Annotated in this window: 10 protein-coding genes; 6 read left to right on the top strand and 4 right to left on the bottom strand. The window is 69.3% G+C overall.

The features are described from left to right. The first annotated feature begins 126 nt into the window (after positions 1-126). From WMF36_RS26960 to WMF36_RS26950, 3 genes are all read left to right on the top strand, one after another. Entirely contained in the window at positions 127-1,179 is a 1,053-nt protein-coding gene (locus WMF36_RS26960) for a 3-oxoacyl-ACP synthase III family protein (RefSeq protein ID WP_437573634.1), read from the top strand. A 219-nt stretch (positions 1,180-1,398) separates the two neighbouring features. Next, on the top strand, positions 1,399-2,208 hold the full coding sequence (locus WMF36_RS26955) for a class I SAM-dependent methyltransferase (protein WP_437573633.1): 810 nt from the start codon (positions 1,399-1,401) through the stop codon (positions 2,206-2,208). Positions 2,209-2,715: 507 nt separating this feature from the next. After that, positions 2,716-4,527 carry a protein kinase domain-containing protein gene (locus WMF36_RS26950; RefSeq protein WP_437573632.1) on the top strand — a complete coding sequence of 604 codons (1,812 nt, stop codon included), beginning with the start codon at positions 2,716-2,718 and terminating at the stop codon, positions 4,525-4,527. A gap of 52 nt (positions 4,528-4,579) precedes the next feature. Here the strand turns inward: WMF36_RS26950 and WMF36_RS26945 are convergent, their stop codons facing one another. Then, positions 4,580-5,485, bottom strand: a complete 906-nt coding sequence (locus WMF36_RS26945) for a BON domain-containing protein (RefSeq protein WP_437573631.1) — start codon at positions 5,483-5,485, stop codon at positions 4,580-4,582. A gap of 187 nt (positions 5,486-5,672) precedes the next feature. Here WMF36_RS26945 and WMF36_RS26940 point away from each other — a divergent pair, with 187 nt between their 5' ends. The 3 genes from WMF36_RS26940 to WMF36_RS26930 all read left to right on the top strand — a co-directional run bounded on the left by WMF36_RS26940 (position 5,673) and on the right by WMF36_RS26930 (position 11,876). Further along, positions 5,673-7,394 carry a MutS-related protein gene (locus WMF36_RS26940; protein ID WP_437573630.1) on the top strand — a complete coding sequence of 574 codons (1,722 nt, stop codon included), beginning with the start codon at positions 5,673-5,675 and terminating at the stop codon, positions 7,392-7,394. A 54-nt stretch (positions 7,395-7,448) separates the two neighbouring features. Further along, entirely contained in the window at positions 7,449-8,432 is a 984-nt protein-coding gene (locus tag WMF36_RS26935) for an aldo/keto reductase (RefSeq protein WP_437573629.1), read from the top strand. Between the two features lie 615 nt (positions 8,433-9,047). Beyond that, positions 9,048-11,876 carry a beta-propeller fold lactonase family protein gene (locus WMF36_RS26930; protein WP_437573628.1) on the top strand — a complete coding sequence of 943 codons (2,829 nt, stop codon included), beginning with the start codon at positions 9,048-9,050 and terminating at the stop codon, positions 11,874-11,876. Positions 11,877-11,890: 14 nt separating this feature from the next. On the opposite strand, the gene WMF36_RS26925 is transcribed toward WMF36_RS26930, so the two are convergent. The 3 genes from WMF36_RS26925 to argG form a co-directional block, all read right to left on the bottom strand. Next, positions 11,891-16,978 (bottom strand): AAA family ATPase, encoded by a 5,088-nt coding sequence (locus WMF36_RS26925; protein ID WP_437573627.1) that lies wholly within the window; start codon positions 16,976-16,978, stop codon positions 11,891-11,893. Between the two features lie 269 nt (positions 16,979-17,247). Beyond that, positions 17,248-17,610, bottom strand: a complete 363-nt coding sequence (locus WMF36_RS26920; protein WP_437573626.1) for a phage holin family protein — start codon at positions 17,608-17,610, stop codon at positions 17,248-17,250. 201 nt (positions 17,611-17,811) lie between these two features. Continuing rightward, positions 17,812-19,164 (bottom strand): argininosuccinate synthase, encoded by a 1,353-nt coding sequence (argG, locus tag WMF36_RS26915; RefSeq protein WP_437573625.1) that lies wholly within the window; start codon positions 19,162-19,164, stop codon positions 17,812-17,814. Between the last annotated feature and the right edge of the window lie 14 nt (positions 19,165-19,178).

Raw genomic sequence — 19,178 nt, 5'->3', positions numbered from 1 at the left:
CGACCGCGGGAATGCGCGGATCGCCCCGTCGCGGCTCGGCGGCTTCTACTGCCGCTCGGGCGCGGCCTCGTGCCGTTCCCGGTCGCCGCGGGCGTGCGGTTCGAGTAAGGCAGGTCTGTGTCAAAGATGGGATTTGAGATCATCGGGACGGGGCACTACGTGCCCGGCGAACCTGTCACCAACGACGACCTCGCGCGGGTGATCACGACCTCCGACGAGTGGATCTACCAGCGCTCCGGTATCCGCCAGCGGCACTACGCGCCGGACGGCACGGGGGCGAGCGACCTCGGGTGCGAGGCGGCGAAGCGCGCCATCGAGTCCGCGCGAATTTCACCGTCGGAGATCGATTACATCCTCTTTGCCACGATGACGCCGGACTACATCTTTCCCGGCTCCGGGGCGGTGCTCGGCGCGAAGCTGGGCATCCCCGGCGTCCCTGCGCTCGACATCCGGCAGCAGTGCGCTGCGATGCTGTTCGGCCTTCAGACGATCGACGGGCTCATCCAGACGGGGGCCGCCAAGACCATCCTGTTCGTGGGCGCCGAGGCGCACGCCGGCTTCATGCCCTGGGAGGACTGGGGAGCGCTCGACCCGAAGAACGGCCGGTCCGCGACGCCGGAGGCGCGGGCGCGCGCTGACCGCCACCGGAACCTCGCCGTCCTGTTCGGGGACGGATCGGGCGCGCTCGTCCTCCGTGCGACCGATCGGGACGCGGGCCTGCGCGGCAACAAGATCTGCTCTGACGGGCGCTTCGCCGAGCTCCTCTTCGTGCCCGGCGGCGGCTTCCGCTCGCGGCCTTACTGGAAGGAGACGTCGTTCGAGGACGACGCCCACATCCCCCGCATGGACGGCCGCGAGCTCTTCAAGTTCGCGGTGACCAAGCTCCCGGCGACGGTGCGGGAGCTCTGCGCCTCTCAGGGCGTCGCGATCGAGCAGATCGACGTGTTCCTGGCGCACCAGGCGAACGGACGCATCAACGAGCACATCCGCAAGGATCTCGGCGTGCCCGTCGAGAAGCTCCCGAGCAACATCGACCGATTCGGCAACACGAGCGGCGCCACCGTGCCCATCCTCGTCGACGAGGAGATGCGCGCCGGCAGGCTGAAGAAAGGGCAGCTCGCCATGGTGCTCGCGCTCGGGACCGGCGTCCACTGGGGCTGCGCGCTCTGGAAGCTCTGATCTGAGCCGCTGTACATAAATCGCCGGCCCGACTCCCTGCTGGGCCTGGCACCGTTCTCGCTTCGCCTGCGGGCCGGCGGAGGGGTGCGCCGGTCGGATTCGTCCGAACCGTCGGATTCGTCTGAACCGTCGGATTCGTCGGTTCGTCGGCTCGTTGGTTCGTTGATTCGTCCGATTCCGCGCGCCTCGGCCGCCTGAGCAGGAAGGAGCGCGGCGGGGGTGCACAGCGCAGAACAGCTGGTGCGGTCGGTGTACGACCGGATCGCCGAGCGGTACGACGACCGGTGGGGGCGCCATATGAGGCAGCCTCAGGACCGGCTCACGGCGGGGCTCGCGCTCGTTCCCGGCGCGCGCTGCGCCGACATCGGGTGCGGCACGGGGATCGAGACCGTGGAGATGCTCAGGCAGGTCGCGCCCGGCGAAGTCGTCGGCGTCGACTGCTCCGAGGAGATGCTCCGGGCCGCCAGGGCCCGAGCCGCGGACGCGGGGCTGCAGCTCTCGACGAGGCGCGCGGAGGGCGAGCTCTTCATCCGGCGCGCGGCGGCATCGAGCTTCGATGTCGTCACCCTCCGCTTCTGTCTCGCCTACCTGAACTGGCGCTCAGCGTTGCCGTGCCTCGGGCGCATGCTCCGGTCCGGGGGTCGCGCGGGGATCCTCACGAACCTCTCGAGCAGCACGCCGCAGGCGTACGCGGTCTATTGCCGGATGGCCGACGAGCTCAACCTCGGCAGGGTGGAGCTGCCGGTCCCGGAAAGCGCCGGGCAGGTCAGCGAGGTGCTCCAGCGCGGCGGCCTCCGCACCGTGGAGGCGTGGACCCACCGGTTCCGGCTGTGGTTCGGCTCCGGCGCGCAGGTGGCGAGCTGGCTTCAGGAGAGCGGGTTCGTGACCCACGCCGCGCTGCGGGAGTTCCCGCCGGAGGTGCTCCAGCCGCTCTGCGACGAGTTCGCGACCCGGCTGGAGGCGTACCGGGAGCCTGACGGCATCCCGCTCGATTTCGAGCTCGCGGGCATCATCGCGGTGCGGCGTTAGCGCCATCGCGGTGCGGCGGCAGCGCCTGGCGTGCTGTCGCGCTCGGCGTGGCGTGGAGGACCGCTGGATTTTCGACCAAGCGCGCTGTGGCGTGTTGCACACGGCGTTGCCTTTGTTACGTTTCCATCACCGCCTGCGGCGAACCCCGCGTCGGCAGCGCGGTCAATCAGGCACCGGCACAACCGGCAGGGGAGCCACGTCACGGCTCAGCTGCATCGGCACCCCTCCGGCCAGCGTCCGCCGAACGAAGCGCGAAGCGACCGCGAACAAGCGGCGAACGAGCGGCGATCAAACGGCCAATGGCAATGGCCAATGGTCAGCGCACGCGGGCGTGTGATGTCAAGACGCGCGTGAGCGCCTGTGTTCGGATGTCGTCCTGTGTCTCTCTTGCTCACACGGTTCCAGGTTTTTCACTTCACTGGGGCAGTGTTGCCTCAATGACGACAACGCAAACTCTTCGTATTGACTTGGACGCACAATTAATGAATTTTGCATACTGAGGTGGGTGTGATCGGAGAACACGGAGCGTCGATCCTGAGAGACACGCCGACCCAGCTTGGGCTCGGGCGATATCGTCCCATTGCGAAGCTCGGCCGCGGCGGGATGGCGGACGTCTTCCTGGCCATGGCTCACGGGCCGGCCTCCGTGAACAAGCTGGTCGTCGTCAAGCGCCTTCGCAGCTTCGCGGATGAGGAGGACCGCCAGGTCCTCATGTTCATGGACGAGGCCAAGCTCTCGGCGCGCATGAACCACCCCAATGTCGTCCAGACCTACGAGGTCGGCAGCGACCAGGAAGGGTACTTCATCGTGATGGAGTACCTGGACGGCCAGCCGCTGAAGCGCGTCATCAAGGCGGCCGCCGATCGGGCGTCCGGCACCGGCGGGCTCGTCCGCGGCACGTGGATCCGGATCGTCGCCGAGGTGCTGCGCGGCCTCCATTACGCGCACGAGCTCTGCGACTTCGATGGCAGGCCGCTCGGGATCGTGCATCGCGACGTCTCTCCGCACAACATCTTCGTCACGTACGACGGCGCGGTGAAGCTCGTGGACTTCGGCGTGGCCAAGGCCGCCGTCAACTCCTCCAACACCGAGAGCGGGACCTTCAAGGGCAAGCTCACCTATATGGCGCCCGAGCAGGTCACGGCGGGCAAGACGGCGGATCGCCGGGCAGACATCTTCGCCGTGGGCGTCGTGTTCTGGGAGCTCCTCGCCGGGCGGCGGCTGTTCGAGGGCGACCAGATCAGCGTGATGCACCAGCTCCTGCTGGGGAAGATCCCCCGGCTCTCGACCGTCGTCCCGGGGATCCCGATCGCGCTCGACCAGATCGCCGCGAAGGCGCTGGAGCGCGAGCCGTCGAAGCGCTTCGCGACGGCGCAGGAGATGTGCGACGTGCTCGAGAGCTACCTGCAGTGGTCGGGCGAGGACATCCGCGGCGAGTTCCTCGGCGCCTGCATGCGGGGCATTTTCGCGGAGAGCAGGGCCACCATCCGCCAGCAGATCAAGGGGCAGATCGAGCGGGTGACGAGCTCGTTGCTCATGAGCGAGGCCCCCGGCCCGGTGACGCTGAGCGGTATCGGCCTCGCGGCGGGTCCCTCGAGCTCGCGCTCGGGCAGCAGGCTCCCCTATGTCGGCGAGCCCAGCAGCTCCGGCCTCGATCGAGCTTCGGGTCTCGAGCGGGGCTCGGGTCTCGAGCGGGGCTCGGGTCTCGAGCGGGGCTCGGGTCTCGAGCGGGGCTCGGGTCTCGAGCGGGGCTCGGGTCTCGAGCGGGGCTCGGGCCTCGGGCGGGGCTCGGGCCTCGGGCGGGGCTCGGGCCTCGGGCGGCCGAGGACCCCGGTGAGCGACTCCGTGAGCCTGCGCGCCACCACGACGGTGCCCGCGTCCACCTCGAGGCGCAGCTACCTGATCGGAGCGACCGGCCTGGCCGCGCTGGTCGCGGTGGCCGGTGGCGCGCTGCATGTCGCGAGCAAGCGCGCGCCCGTGACCGAGCCTCCGGTGGCTGCCGCCGCTGCGCGCGGCGCGGAGGCCGGGGGGGCTGTCGAGAAGAAGCCCGACGAAGCCCCCAAGGTGAGCGTGGTGATCGCGAGCGACCCGCCCGACGCCACCGTGAGCTGGAAGGGAACGATGCTCGGCAAGACGCCGCTCAAGACCGAGCTGCCCGTGGGCACGCAGGTCGTGGTCGTGTCGAGGTCCGACTGCTTCGATGAGACGATCATGCTGACGCTCACCCCTGCGGAGGCGGTCGAGCGTTCCGTCAAGCTGCGGCCCACGAACTTCGCTACCGCGCCCAGCCGGCCATCCACGGCCGGAGGCACTCCCTAGCGCGCTGACGGTTGCCGCGCCGCCCTGACGGCAGCTGGAGAAGAGGTCACGGTCATGACCCGTGACGGATGTAGGAGATCACCTTGGTGACGCCATCGGCCTCCAGGGCCTCCTTCACCGCCTCGGTCGCCTCCTTCATGCTCGAGACATTGCCCTGCAGGGTGACCACCCCGTCGCGCACCGTCACGGTCAGCTTCTTCACTCCTTCATGGTCGCTGCCAGCGAGCTTGCCGCCCACCGCGTTCCGGAGCGTCTCGTCGGGCGGACGCTCGCCTGTGCCCTTCGCCTCCTTGGTGGCGACGACTGCACCGTCGCGGTTGAAGCTGACCTTATAATCGTTGTCCTTTGCCGCCTGCGTCCAGACATCGCGCGCGCTCGCGGCGGTGCTTCCAGCCTGATCTTTGTCCTTGGCGCCGCCGGCCTGGCCCTGCGCCTCCCGGCCTTGCTGCGCGCCCTGCGCCTCTCGGCCTTGCTGCGCGCCCTGCGCATCTCGGCCTTGCTGCGCGCGTTGATCCTTGGGAGCCGCGGGTGGCGCGGCCTGGTCGCGCGCGCCTGAGCCCCGGTCGTCCTTGAGGGCGCCGGTCTGCTCGCCGGCCCGGTTCATCTGGTCGTTGACCTCGCGGCCCACCTCGCGCCCTCGCTCGGCGAGCTGCTCGGCCTTCTCACCCACGCGCTCGGCCTGCTCGCGCGCCTCCTGGCCGAGCTCCTGGCCCTTCTGGGCGAGCTGCTCGGCCTTCTCACCCGCGCGCTCGGCCTGCTCGCGCGCCTCCTGGCCCGGCTTCTGGTTCTGGCCTTCGGGCGGCGCGATCCTGTCGCCCGTTGTCTGGTCCCCCGGCTCGCGGACCGCTCCCTCCGCTCTCTCGCTCTCGCTCCTGCAGGCCGTGCCGACGAGGGCGAGCGCGAGGACGGTTGGGCCGGAGAACCAACGTATTCTGCTCATCGTGCAGCGATAGCTCATGGTGCATCTCCGGCTGCTCACCGAGGCAGGCCTCGTGCCATGAACGCGGTCGCTCCCGGCCGCTCGGGAACAACCGCGCGGCGCGCGTGTCGGGACGACCATGCCGAGACCTTCCCTGGCCACCGCGCAGAGGCGGCAGCGGACACCGGACGAGCGCTCCGGCCTGACACCGCGTAGGCTCGAGGTCGTGAGCGCGGCGTCGCCGGAACCCGTCCTGCCAGACGCCCCGCCCGGGCAGCGCTCCGCGCCCGACCTCCTCTCGCACCGGCCGGCGCTCCGGGTCGACGCGCGGGCCGTCAAGGAGTCGCTGACGTTCGCGTTCGCGGGCGGCGCGCCCGGCGGGGCGTTCGACCGGCACATCGATTCCGCGTCGCTGCCCGCGTCGACCTGGGACCCGGCCCGCTTCGCGCAGCACGTCTTCCTGCAGGAGCTCATCGTGGGCTGCCTCCACTTCACGAGCGAGGGGCGCACGTACATCCCGAGCCCGGCGCTGCTCGGCCGCGCGCTCTCCCGGCCGCCGAGCGACCGCGATACCGTCGAGCTCCGGCGCGAGATCTTCCGCGAGCTCACCGGCTCGGAGGCGCAGCGCCGCGACCTCGCGCGCGCCTACGCGGCGCTGCGCCGCTGGGTGGGCCAGCTGGAGACGATCTCCATCTCTCGCCGGGAGGGCAGCCGGCGCCGGCTGGACATCCTCGTCGCCGCGAAGGAGGCGTTCGACGCGCTCGCCGACGGCTTCGCGGGCGCCCGCTCCGGCCTCGCGCGGCTCTCCGCGTTCGGCGCGGCCGTGCGCGAGACCGAGGCGTACCGCCGCCTCGCGGACCTGCTCGCGTACGACGAGGAGCTCGCGACGCTGGATGTCCGGATCCGCGTCGGCTCCGACGGCCACGTCCGCGACCTCCGCGCCCTGTCGATCCGCGAGAACAGCGAGAACCGCTTCTACAAGTCGCCGATCGGGCGCGTCTTCACGAAGCTCGTGATGCTCTGGCGGGGATACCGGTTCAGCGACGACGAGCTGCTCATCCGCTACGTCAACAGCGTATTCGAGGGCATCGAGGACGATCTCGTCGCGCTCATCCAGCTGCTCGGAGATCTCGAGTTCTACCTCGCCGGCCTCGCGCTGCGCGAGCGCGCCCGCGCGGCCGGGCTCTCCGTCTGCCTGCCCGAGCTCGCCTGGCCAAGCGGCCCCGAGCTCGCCCGGCCGATCGGCGCGCGCGACGAGGCCCCCGGGCGGGCGCTCAAGGGGCTCTTCAATCCGATCCTGCTCGCGAGCTCGTCGCGCGTCGTCGCGTGCGACATCGCGACCGACCCTCACGACGCGACCGTCATCGTGACCGGGCCGAACTCGGGGGGAAAGACGCGGCTGCTCGAGGCGCTCTCGCTCGCCCAGATGCTCGGGCAGGCGGGCTTCTTCGTGCCGGCCGCGGAGGCCCGCCTGTCGCCGTGCCACGGGCTCTTCGTCTCGCTGATCGAGCAGGCGCAGGCCGACCAGAGCGAGGGCCGACTCGGGATGGAGCTCCTGCGCATCCGGTCGCTCTTCGAGGCGATGCAGGTCGGCGACATGGTGGTGCTCGACGAGCTCTGCTCTGGCACGAACCCGTCGGAGGGAGAGGAGATCTTCCAGCTCGTGATCTCGCTCCTCGCGGAGCTCCGCCCTCAGGCCTTCATCACGACGCATTTCCTGGAGCTCGCGGCGCGGCTCGAGCGGGACCGGCCGGTCGATCGGCTCGTGTTCCTGCAGGTCGAGCTCGACGAGCAGCAGTGGCCGACATACCAGTTCGTGGACGGGGTCGCCCGCACGTCGCTCGCGCATCGGACCGCGGCGCGGCTCGGGGTCACGCGGGAGGAGCTCGTCGCGCTCGTCGAGCGCAGCAAGCGCGCGCACCGCCGCCGCGGGGTCGAGCCCGCCTGAGCGTGCCCACGGCGCGCTCGCCGTGGCCGATGAAATCTGGTTGTATGCGCCGCCATGGAATATCGACCACTTGGCAGGACGGGTCTCCGTGTCTCCTCGGTGAGCTTCGGCGCCTGGGCGATCGGGGGCACCTGGGGCGACGTCGACGACACGGAGTCGCTCGCGGCGCTGCACCGGGCCGTCGATCGCGGCGTGAACTTCTTCGACACCGCGGACGTGTACGGCGACGGTCGGAGCGAGCGGCTGCTCGCGCGCCTCCGGCGGGAGCGGCGCGAGGAGATCGTCATCGCGACGAAGGCGGGCCGGCGGCTGAGCCCGCACACCGCGGCCAGCTACACCGCGGAGAACCTCACGGCCTTCATCGACCGCAGCCTGAAGAACCTCGAGACGGACGCGCTCGACCTGGTCCAGCTGCACTGCCCGCCGACGGACGTCTACTATCGGCCCGAGGCGTTCGACGCTCTCGATCGGCTGGTGAAGGCGGGCAAGATCCGTTTCTACGGGGTCAGCGTCGAGCGGGTGGAAGAGGCGCTCAAGGCCATCGAATACCCCGGTGTGCAGTCGGTGCAGATCATCTACAACGTCCTCCGGCAGCGCCCGGCCGACCTCTTCTTCGTCGAGGCGAAGCGCCGGCAGGTCGGGATCCTGGCGCGGCTGCCGCTCTCATCGGGGCTGCTCACCGGCAAGATGAGCGCCGCGACGAAGTTCGCGGCCGACGATCACCGCAACTTCAACCGCGAGGGCGCCGCGTTCGACAAGGGCGAGACGTTCTCGGGGGTCGACTACAATCTGGGCCTCGAGGTGGTCGAGGAGCTCCGCCCGCTCGTGCCTGCCGGCGTGAGCATGGGCGCGTGGACGATGCGCTGGATCCTCATGCAGGACGCGGTCACGTGCGTGATCCCCGGCGCGAAGCGCCCTGATCAGGTGGACGAGAACGCGAGCGCGGCGGACCTGCCCGCCCTGCCGCAGGAGACGATGGCGAAGATCCGCGAGATCTACGATCGCCGGCTGCGGCCTGCCGTTCACCAGCTCTGGTAGGGCCTCGGCGAGAGCGCGCCGCGGCTGGCTGGAGCCGCGGCGCGTCGCGAGGGCATCGCCGTCACCCGATCGAGGCTGGATACCGCTGTCGCGCAACCCACGCCGCGCCGCCAACTCGGGTCGCTGCCGTGCTGCCGTTTTGCATTGAGTCGCCGCCTTTTCGATTTATCACGCTCGTGCTAGACTGTTAGATCTAAGTTGGGCGGGATTACAATCAAGGGGGACTAAGGAAGCCGCTGCGCGGGGGGGCGAATGCGCCCAACGCCCTGCGCGCACGCGTGCGGGCGCCGAACGCGCCGGCTGCGCCGCGCCGAGTTCGCGGCGCAGCCGAACGACCAGCCGGCGGTACCAGGGCTCCAAGGGGCGGTCGCCAGCCCCGCACAGCCGCGCACATCGTCGTCATCTCGAGCGCGAATTATTTCATTGTTGCATTCGCATAGAATGCTCTCCCGGTAACAACTCAGCTTGCCGCTGCGAGGCTGCATTCGACATGGCAGCCGTTGTCCGGCGCGCCCGATGCCCATCGCGCCGGAGCTTGTACATCATAACGATGCCCTTTCCCATCCCTATGATCGGTCAGCGAAATATCATGCCCGATATTCAAGGAGATGCCCCATGAGAAGAGTCGCCTACCTGTGCACGGTCTGTTTAATCTCTTCCTGCTCACCTTCTCAGGATGACACCGAGCTTGACTCGGCCGCCGACGCTCCGGCCATCGCAAGCAGTCAGGAGCGCGTCGAGAGCGCGCCGCGATCGTTCACGCTCTTCGAGAGCGGACAGGTTCGCCCGCTGGCGCTCTCGCCCGACAGATCGCGGCTCTTCGCGGTCAACACGCCTGACAATCGCCTCGAGATCTTCGACGTCGGTCCGCATGGCCTTACGCATCGCGCGTCGGTGTCCGTCGGCCTCGAGCCGGTGGCCGTCGCCGCGCGCAATAACCATGAGGTCTGGGTGGTCAATCACCTCTCGGACAGCGTCAGCGTCGTGAACGTCAAGAACCCGCGGAGGAGCCGCGTCGTCCGCACCCTGCTCGTCGGCGACGAGCCCCGCGACATCGTCTTCGCCGGCCCGGGCCGGCGCCGCGCCTTCATCACGACGGCGCACCGCGGTCAGAACAGACCGAACGATCCGCAGCTCACGACGCCCGGCGTGGGCCGCGCTGACGTCTGGGTCTTCGACGCCGACAACCTCGGCAGCACGCTCGGCGGCAATCCCCTGAGCATCGTCGCGCTCTTCGGCGACACGCCTCGCGCGCTGGAGGTGACGCCCGACGGCAAGCGGGTGTACGCCGCGGCATTCCACTCGGGGAACCGCACCACGAGCATCCACGAGAACCACGTCCCCGACGGCGGTGAAGCCGCCGGCGGCATCCCCGGGCCAGCCACGAACTTCGAGGGCGTCCCGCGCCCCGAGACGAGCCTCATCGCCAAGTTCGACGGGACCCACTGGGTCGATGAGCTCGGCCGGGTGTGGGACGACAAGGTGAAGTTCTCCCTGCCCGACAAGGACGTCTTCGTCATCGATGCGATGGCCAACCCTCCCGCGAAGGTCGCCGGCCCGGCCGGCTACTTCCAGGGCGTCGGCACCATCCTCTACAACATGGCCGTCAACCCGGTGAACGGGAAGATCTACGTCACAAACACCGAGGCGTTGAACGACAAGCGCTTCGAGGGCCCCGGCATCTTTGGCGGACAGACCGTCCGGGGACACCTGCACGAGAGCCGGATCACCGTCCTCAGCGGCGCCGGCGTCGCGCCGCGCCACCTGAACAAACACATCGATTACAGCGCGTGCTGCGCCCCGCTCCCGAACGCCGAGAACGCGAAGAGCCTCGCCACGCCGCTCGGGATGGCGATCACAAAGAACGGCGCCAAGCTGTATGTCTCGGCCTTTGGCTCGAGCAAGATCGGTGTCTTCAGCACCGCCCAGCTCGAGAGCGACACGTTCGTCCCGAGCGCGGCGAGCCAGATCCCCGTGAGCGGCGGCGGCCCGACCGGCCTGGTCCTGGACGAGCCACGCAAGAAGCTCTACGTGCTCACCCGGTTCGACAACTCGATCTCGGTGATCAACACGACGACGAACACCGAGGTGGCGCACGTCCCGATGTATAGCCCCGAGCCGGAGAGCATCGTCCGCGGCCGCCGCTTCCTCTACGACGCCGCCTTCAGCTCGAGCCACGGCGACTCGTCGTGCGGGAGCTGCCACGTCTTCGGCGATTTCGACAGCCTCGCGTGGAACCTCGGCAACCCGGACGACGTCGTGAGGACGGATGAAGGGCTGTTCGTGCTCAGGCCGTCGGACTTCGGGTTCAACGACGACTTCCACTCCATGAAGGGCCCGATGACGACGCAGAGCCTCCGCGGGCTCGCCAACCACGGCCCGATGCACTGGCGGGGCGACCGCACCGGCGGCGATGACGGGCCCAGCGTCCAGCCGGACAGCGGCATCTTCGACGAGGACACCGCGTTCAAGGAGTTCAACGTGGCCTTCACGGGCCTCCTCGGGCGGAGCGAGCCCATCCCCGACGAGGACATGCAGGCGTTCACCGACTTCGCCCTGCAGATCACCTATCCGCCGAACCCGATCCGCGCCCTGGACAACGCCCTCACGCCGGAGCAGGACATCGGCCGGGACTTCTTCGAGAACTCGCCATCGGAGCCCGGAGAGTTCCCCTGCTCCCGTTGCCACGTCCTCGACCCCACGGCCAACGCCGAGTTCGGCGTCGCCATCCCGGGCTTCTTCGGGACGGACGGCCGGCGGAACTTCGACGCCGCGACAGAGGGGTTCAAGATCCCCCACCTCCGCAATCTCTACCAGAAGGTCGGCATGTTCGGCTTCGCGCCTCACCCGAACTTCAACGCCATCGATCACGAGCACATGGGCGATCAGGTCCGCGGCTTCGGGTTCGTGCATGATGGAAGCACGGACACGATGTTCCGCTTCCACACGAACCTCGGCTTCAGCCAGGCGAGCCCCTTCGGGTTCGCCTCGGGCGCCTTCCCGGATGGCCCGCCCGGCAACCCCCTGCGCCGGGCCGTGGAGGCCTACCTGCTCGTCTTCGCCAGCAACATGGCGCCGATCGTGGGCCAGCAGGCGACGCTCACGAGCAGCAACGCGGCGGCGGTCGGGCCGCGCATCGACCTCCTGATCGCGCGGGCGGACGTCGGCGAGTGCGATCTGGTGGCCAAGGCGCGCGTCCTCCACGCCGACCTCGGCTTCCTCTACCGTAATGGCAAGTTCATCAGCAACCGCGTGGCCCTCCCGCCGATCGCCGACGCGCTGCTCCGGCAGCTCTCGCTCGCCGCGGACAGGGAGCTGACGTACACCTGTGTACCGCCCGGTTCAGGGGTGCGCATCGGCCTCGACCGCGATGAGGATGGCTTCCGGGACGGCGATGAGGAGGACCATCACACCGACCCGGCCGACCCGACCGACCACCCGTGATCTGACTTCCCCACTCAGCTGCGCCGCCCGAGGCCCCCGATCGCGCGCGCGATCCCGCTCTGCAGCGTGCCGCGGGTCTCCACGCGGCTCAGATCCACGCCGATCTCCACGAGCAGCCGCGCCACCTCCGGCCGCATCCCCGTGATGACCGCCTTCGCGCCGAGCAGGCGAAGCGCCGACGTGGCGCGGATCAGCGTCTCGGCGACCTGAACGTCGATCTGCTTCAGCCCCGTGACGTCGATGATCACGACGCGCGCCTGGTGGCGCTCGACGCCTTGCAAGATCGTGTGCAGCATCCGCTCGGCGCGCCGCCTGTCCACCGTGCCGATCAGGGGCAGCACCATGAGCTGATTCGTGATCGGGATGAGGGGCGTGGACAGCTCCTCCAGCAGATCGCTCTGCATGCGGATGACCTCTCCCTGCAAATCAGCGCGCGAACGCTCGGTCTTCTCCCGCTCCGCCAGCTCGTGCTGCAAGCGCCCATTGGCGACGTGGAGCTGCTCCGTCTGATGCTGCAGGTGCTGATTGGCGGCGCGCAGCTCCTCCGTGCGCTCGGCGACCTCCTTCTCCAGACCTCGGTTCGCCTCCTGGAGCTGCGCGCTCACCTCCTGAACATGGGCATAGAGCAGCGAGTTTTCCACGGCGATCGCCGCCTGAGCGCAGAGCATCTGCAAGAGCTCGATCCGGCCTTCGGTGAAGGCGGCCTGGGCGACGTTGTTCTCCAGGTAGAGGACGCCCCGCAGCCGCCCCTGGTGCGTCAGCGGGATGCACAAGAGGGACCTCGGCTGGGCGGCGATGACGTAGGGGTCGCCGGCGAACCGGAGGTCGTACCGGGCGTCGCTCAGCACCACCGGATCGAGCGTGCGGGCGACGAGCTGGACCACGGATTGCGCCAGATCCGCGCGCGACTCGAGCGGGGTGTTGAGCCCCACCTGCACGGTGTCCGGGCCGACCTGCAGGAACGCCTCCACCCGCAGATCGGCGCCTTGATTCAGGATCAAGAAGCCGCGCTCGGCTCCGGCGTTCGCCAGCACGATGCGCATGACCCGATGAACCACCCTGCTCAGCACGATCTCGCTGGCGATGGCCTGCGCCGCGCGGAGGGCGGCGGTGACGTCGAGCAGCTGGGCGCCGGTCGTCCCGTTCGTCGTGCTCTCCGCCGTCACGGCCGACGCGCTCAACGGCAGCATCACCGGGGCCGGGACCATGGAGGGGTACCGCTCCCTGAGCTGGGCGACCTTCACAACGGCGCCCCAGCGCGCGTAGCCGCCGAGCGCCTCGGACACGTAGACGTGAGCGACCCTGGTCTGCCCGCGCGCCATGAAGAACCCGGCACAGAGCTCGTTGGCCAGCGCCTCGTGATGGGGAAAGCCATGCTGGCGCGAGAGCTGGATGGCCTGCTCATAGGCGTCGATCGCCTCGGAGGGGCGGCCCTCGATCCGGGCGACCTCCGCGGCGACGAGCTTCTGCTGGTGCCGTGCGTTCGCCGGACAGGCGTCCGCGAAGATCGCGAGTCGCTCTTGCTGACGGACCAGCGCCTCGCGCAAGCGCGGCTGCTCCTCCGCGGGCGCGGTGGGATAGACCGCCGCGAGGATGAGCCCCGCGTAGAACGGGAGCTCCGTCGGCCAGTGCTGCCCGAACGCGCCTGCGCGCAACTGCTCTGCGGCCTCGATCATGGCGAACGCCCCAGCGGCGTCCCCATGGAGGAACAGGAGCTGCATCTTGGTGAGGAGATGGTAGAACCGGAGGTGGTTCATCCCGAGGCTGGCGAGGCGCGCGACCCAGGCCTCCTCCTCCACGACGTCGTCACTGAGCGATGTTGGCGACGCCGTGCGGCCCTCCAGGCAGGCGACGACCTGCTGCAGGAGCGTGAGCATCTCGCTGGCCAGCACGACCTGCGTGCGCCGCGTGACAAGGAAACCGCGCTGGATCTCCTCGCGAACCCTGTCGAGCGGCTCGCCCACGCGGAGCGTCGCGGCGGCGAGCTCCCCGATCGCCGCGGAGCCGTGGACGAGATCCCCGCACTCGAGGCCGAGCTGCTTGGCGCGCTCGAAATAGGTGAGCGCCGCGCGCAAGGGCTCGCCGTAGGGCATCAGGTACCCGAGCACATAGAAGACCCTGTGAGAGGCGCTCGTCGCGCCGAACCTCTCGGTGAGATCGAGGGCGAGCTTGCCGAAACGGACGCTCTCCGCGTAGCGGGCCAGGCTGCCAGAGAGAAAGAACCCGAACGTGACGAAGATGTCCGCAGACGAGCGACAATTGCCATGCAATAGCGAGAGATGAACCGCCTTGAGCACGACGTACGAGTACAGGCCCGGCTCGACGAAATAGGCCGGCACCTTGAGCTCGGCGAGGAGCTGAAGGCAGGTTTGGAGATCCGGGTCGGACACCGTGGGCGCGTCGAGGAGCGACTCGATCGTTCGGCCGGCGAGGAGCTCATCGATCGTCGCGAGCAGCCCGTCGCAGGCCGCCTGGGTCTCCTCGCTCGTCCCCGGCGCGTCGATGCCGAAGAGCGCGAGGCCCTGGCGCCCCGCGGCGAGCGCCTCGGCGAACCGCGCCTGGGCGAGGTAGAGCGTGACCCGCAACCCGAAGATCCCTCCGCGTTGCCCGCTGTGGCGCACGTGGGCGAGCAGCCCGTCCAGGTGCGCCTCGGCCTCCTCGAGGCGGCCCGCCATGTACTCGCACTCGGCGCGCTCGCGGTGCAGCGCGAACGTGAGATCGTAGAGCTCTTCCCAGCTCCCCTCGTCGAGCGCCGTGATCCCCGCGGCGTAGAGGCCGGCCGCCGACGCGAACGCCGTCGCCGCCTTCGCCATGCGGCCGGCCGCGAGGTTCTGCCGCGCGAGATCGGCGCGCTCCTCCCTGTCGCGCATCCGCGCGGCGCCGAGGTTGAGGTGCCGGACCAGCTCGAAGGCGAGCTCGGCCCGCGGCTCGTCCGGGAGCGTCCTGCGCAAGCACCTCCCGATGCGGAGGTGGACATCTTCCCGCTCCTCCGCCGGGATGAGGGAGTACGCCGCCTGCTGCACGCGATCGTGCAGGAACCGGTAGGACGCGTCCAGCTTGGCCAGCGCGCCCGGATCGAGGTCGTCCGGATCGCTCACCACAGGAAGCAGCCGGTAGTCTCCGCCGATCGGCAAGAGCAGCCCGTCCCGCAGGGATGGCCAGAGCGCCACCGCCGTCTGGGCATGCGGCAGCTCCGCGATCGTCGCCAGCGTCGTCAGGTCGACCTGGTGGCCGATACACGCGGCGAGCGAGAGCACGCGCCGCGTGCTCGGCTCCAGCGCCTGTATTCGCGTGGCCATGAAATCGACGACGTTGTCGGTCACCGGCGCCGACGCGATCGTCGCCTCGTCCCAGACCCAGCGCCCCGTGGCCCGGTCGAGCCGCACGAGCTTCGCGCCGTGGAGCCCGATCAAGAACTGGGAGAGAAAGAACGGATTGCCCTCGGTCTTCGCGATCGCCTGAGCGGCGAGCCATTCCACGCGCTCGACCTCGCTCTCCTTGAACGTCTCCGCGAGGAGCAGCCGCACGCTCGGCAGATCGAGCGGGCCGAGCCTGATCTCGGACGGATCGAGCCCCTGCTTGCGCAGCTCCTCTAGCGCGGCGCGCAGCGGGTGGGCCCCGTCCACCTCGCTGTCCCGATAGGCCCCCACGACGAGCAGGTGCCCACGCCCGGGCCCAGAGAGCAGCTGGCGCAAGAGCCAGAGCGACGCCGCGTCGGCCCATTGCAGATCGTCGAAGAAGAGCACGAGGGGGTGCGACGGCGAGCAGAACACCCGGACGAAGCTCTGCATCAAGAGGCTCAGGCGGCTCTGGGACTCCGAGGGCCCGAGGGCGACGGCCACGGGCTGCGGGCCGACGATCAGCTCGAGCTCGGGGATCAGGTCGACGAGCAGCTGCCCGTTCGCGCCCAGCGCCTCGAGCAGCGCGGACCTCCACGCCGCGAGCTTGACGGACGACTCCCCGAGCAGGTGCGAGATGAGCGCCCGAATGGCCTGCGTGAAGGCGGCGAAAGGGACCTCGCGGTGGAGCTGATCGAACTTGCCGGCGACGAAGCTGCCATGGCGCCGGGCGACGTGCTTGTGCAGCTCGTGGACCAGCGCCGACTTGCCGATCCCGCCCGCTCCCGTCACGAGCACGAGCTCCGCCGCCCCCTCGCTCACGCGATCGAACGCCGAGACCAGGGCCCCGATCTCCGCCGCTCGCCCGTAGAGCTTCTGCGGGATCTGGAGCCTTTCGCTGACGTCCCGCCGCCCCAGCTCGAACGGCGCGATCCTCCCCTTCTGCTGCCATTCGGAGAGGCACCGCTCGAGATCCGCTGCCAGCCCCTCCGCCCGCTGGTACCGGTCCTCCGCCGCCTTGGCGAGCAGCTTCATCGCGATCATCGATACCATCTCGGGGATCGTCGGATCGCGCTCGTGCGGCGCGATAGGCGTCCTCGCGATGTGGCTGTGGACCACCTCCGTGGGATCGGTGCAGTCGAACGGGAGGGCCCCGGTGAGCATCTCGTAGAAGGTGACACCGAGCGAATAGAAGTCTGTCCGGTAGTCGACGACTCGATTCATCCGCCCCGTCTGCTCGGGCGAGATATAGGCGAGGGTCCCTTCGAGCGTGTCGGGGCGCAGGGCCGTCTGCGCCTCCTGCGAGAGGCGCGTGGCGATGCTGAAGTCGATCAGGTGGACGCTCTGCAACCTGTCGTCCACGACGATGTTTGCCGGCTTGATGTCCTTGTGGATCACGCCGTGCGCGTGGACGCCGTCGAGGATCGTCGCCAGCGCGCGAGCGACGTGGAGCGCCTGCGCGAGGTCGAGCGCGCGGCCGCGCAGGCGCTCGCTCAGCGGCGTCTCGCCGACGTCCTCGAGGACAAGCCCGGCGCACTGTTCATGGACCTCGATCGCGTGCGCCTTGATGACCCCCGGCCAGTCGATCTCTCGCAGGATGCTGAACTCGTGTCGCAGCTTGGCCAGGTCGCGCGGGTTCGCGTGCTCGTCCTTGAGGAACTTGATGACGACGGGGATGCCATCGTTGTCGCGAATGCCACGGTACAGCACCCGTCCGGCGCTGTCGTACAGCTTGTCCCGCAGCGTGTAGTGCGGCAGCTCCACCAATGCCCCTCCTTTGGTTCAAAGCATGGGAGCTCACCAAGTTGAGTATGTCAAGAGTCTTAACCCACCATGAGCCATGGTGCAGTTGCCCCGCCGCGCGTGCGCCCTCGCCATTGGGGTCGCCCGGGGAGCAAGGATAGCGCGATGCATCACCCACGCGCGAAGGGACGCGAGACGACCGGCGGCTCGGTCGCCGGTCTTCTACAGACCGGTCCTCGATCTCTGGACAGCGATCGCGTTGATCAACCTTCGCGCTCAGCCGGGTGAGCTCACAGGAGGCGCGGCAAGAGCCACCCGGCGATCGAGATGAGGGCGGCCGTCCCGAAGAGCGGCCCGAGTCCCCGGATCTCGAAATCGTCGATGAGCTTGTCCGTCGCGTAGAGCAGCACCGAGTTCACGACGAGGCCGAAGAAGAGATAGGCCAGGCCGAGCGTGAGGATGGCGGCGGGCAGGAGCGCCACGGCGACGAGGAAGTTCACGAGCCAGCCGAGCAGGAGGTTGAGGAGCGCGAAGACGCCGGCGACGACCAGCGCCGTCTGGATCTTGCGGATGCGGACGCCCGGCATGAGCTTGGCGCCGACGATGACCGCGAGGCCCGCGGCGAGCGCCTGGACGATGAACTGCTTGAACATGAGACCACCTCCCTGGGCCGGCGCCGCTCCAGGCGGGCCGGGTTTGGACGTTCTTGGTGACCCAGGCGCGCGCCGGGCGCAACCTTGCCGGGCCGGAAGGGCGAGCGCCGCGGCCAGAGCGGGGTGCCCCGGGCCGCGGCGCCTCGCGAGCGAAGCCGGCCGCGCCGCCTCCGCTCAGCTATCGTTTCCGCTCGTCTCGGCTCATTGCTTCGGCTTGTCGCCGCCGAGCAGCTCGCCGATGGCGGGGGCGCCGCCCGGGCCGAGGGCCTGCGTGCTCTCGATGAGGTGGATGAGGAACTGGCGGTTGTCCGTCACCGAGAGGTTCTGGAGCTCGAGCGCGCCGATGCGGTCCTCGGGGGTGAAATAGGCCTCCTCGACCTTCTCCATCGAGAGCTTGTCCGGCGCGTAGGCCATGTAGTCGGCGCGCGTGTTGAGGAGGCTGTAGTCGTCGCCGCGGCGCAGCTCGAGCGTCACCTCGCCGGTCACGCCGGGCGCGATCCAGCGCGAGAGCGCGTCCTTCAGCATCATGGCCTCGGGGTCGTACCACTTGCCCTCGTAGAGCAGGCGCCCGAGGCGCCGGCCCTGGGTGAAGTACACGTCGAGGGTGTTCTCGTTGTGAATGGCGGACAGGAGCCGCTCGTAGACGGCGTGGAGGAGGGCCATGCCCGGCGCCTCGTAGATGCCGCGGCTCTTCGCGTCGATCACCCGGTTCTCGATCTGATCGCTCATGCCGAGCCCGTGGCGCCCGCCGATCCGGTTGCACTCGACGAACAGCTCGAACAGGGAGCCGAAGCGCTTGCCGTTGATGGCCGTCGGGACGCCGCGCTCGAACCCGAGGGTGATCGTCTCGGCCTCGATGGCGACCTCCGGCCGGAACGAGGCGACCCCCATGATCGGCTGGACGATCTTGATGCCGGTGTTCAGGTGCTCGAGATCCTTCGCCTCGTGCGTCGCGCCGAGCACGTTCGCGTCGGTGCTGTAGGCCTTCTCCGTCCCCATGCGGTAGGGCAGCCCGTGGCGCTCGAGGTACTCGCTCATCTCCTTGCGCCCGCCGAGCTCGCCCACGAACTTCGGGTCGAGCCAGGGCTTGTAGATCCTGAGCGAGGGGTCGACGAAGATGCCATACCGATAGAACCGCTGGATGTCGTTGCCCTTGTGCGTGCTGCCGTCGCCGAAGACGTGGACGTCGTCGTCGCGCATCGCGCGCACGATCGCGGTCGTGGTCACCGCGCGGCCGAGCGGCGTGGTGTTGAAGTACTTCTTGCCGCCCGTCGAGAGGTGGAAGGCGCCGCACTGGATGGCGAGGATGCCCTCGCGGACGAGCGCGTCGCGACAGTCCACGAGCCTGGCGGAGACGGCGCCGTGCTGCAGGGCGATCGGCGGGATGTCGCCGGGGGAGTCCTCGTCCGGCTGCGCCAGATCGGCGGTGTACGCGTGCACCTTGAGCCCGTTGCGCGCGAGCCACGCCACCGCACAGCGCGTGTCGAGCCCGCCCGAGAACGCGATGCCGAGCTGGGTGCCGGCCGGGGGAAGTGAACGGAAGATCCTACTCATGGCGGCGCAGCATA

Origin of the sequence: Sorangium sp. So ce887 (genome assembly GCF_051521455.1) — a bacterium.
GTDB lineage: Bacteria > Myxococcota_A > Polyangia > Polyangiales > Polyangiaceae > Sorangium.
The sequence above is the reverse complement of the archived record's forward strand: the minus strand, read 5'-3'. Positions and strand labels throughout refer to the sequence as shown.

What these genes read in the sequence shown, in the direction of transcription:
- WMF36_RS26960 (WP_437573634.1), top strand. Translation starts at nt 127, where the DNA reads ATGGGATTTGAGATCATCGGGACGGGGCACTACGTGCCCGGCGAACCT.
- WMF36_RS26945 (WP_437573631.1), bottom strand. Translation starts at nt 5,485, where the DNA reads ATGAGCTATCGCTGCACGATGAGCAGAATACGTTGGTTCTCCGGCCCA.
- WMF36_RS26935 (WP_437573629.1), top strand. Translation starts at nt 7,449, where the DNA reads ATGGAATATCGACCACTTGGCAGGACGGGTCTCCGTGTCTCCTCGGTG.
- WMF36_RS26930 (WP_437573628.1), top strand. Translation starts at nt 9,048, where the DNA reads ATGAGAAGAGTCGCCTACCTGTGCACGGTCTGTTTAATCTCTTCCTGC.
- WMF36_RS26920 (WP_437573626.1), bottom strand. Translation starts at nt 17,610, where the DNA reads ATGTTCAAGCAGTTCATCGTCCAGGCGCTCGCCGCGGGCCTCGCGGTC.
- argG (WP_437573625.1), bottom strand. Translation starts at nt 19,164, where the DNA reads ATGAGTAGGATCTTCCGTTCACTTCCCCCGGCCGGCACCCAGCTCGGC.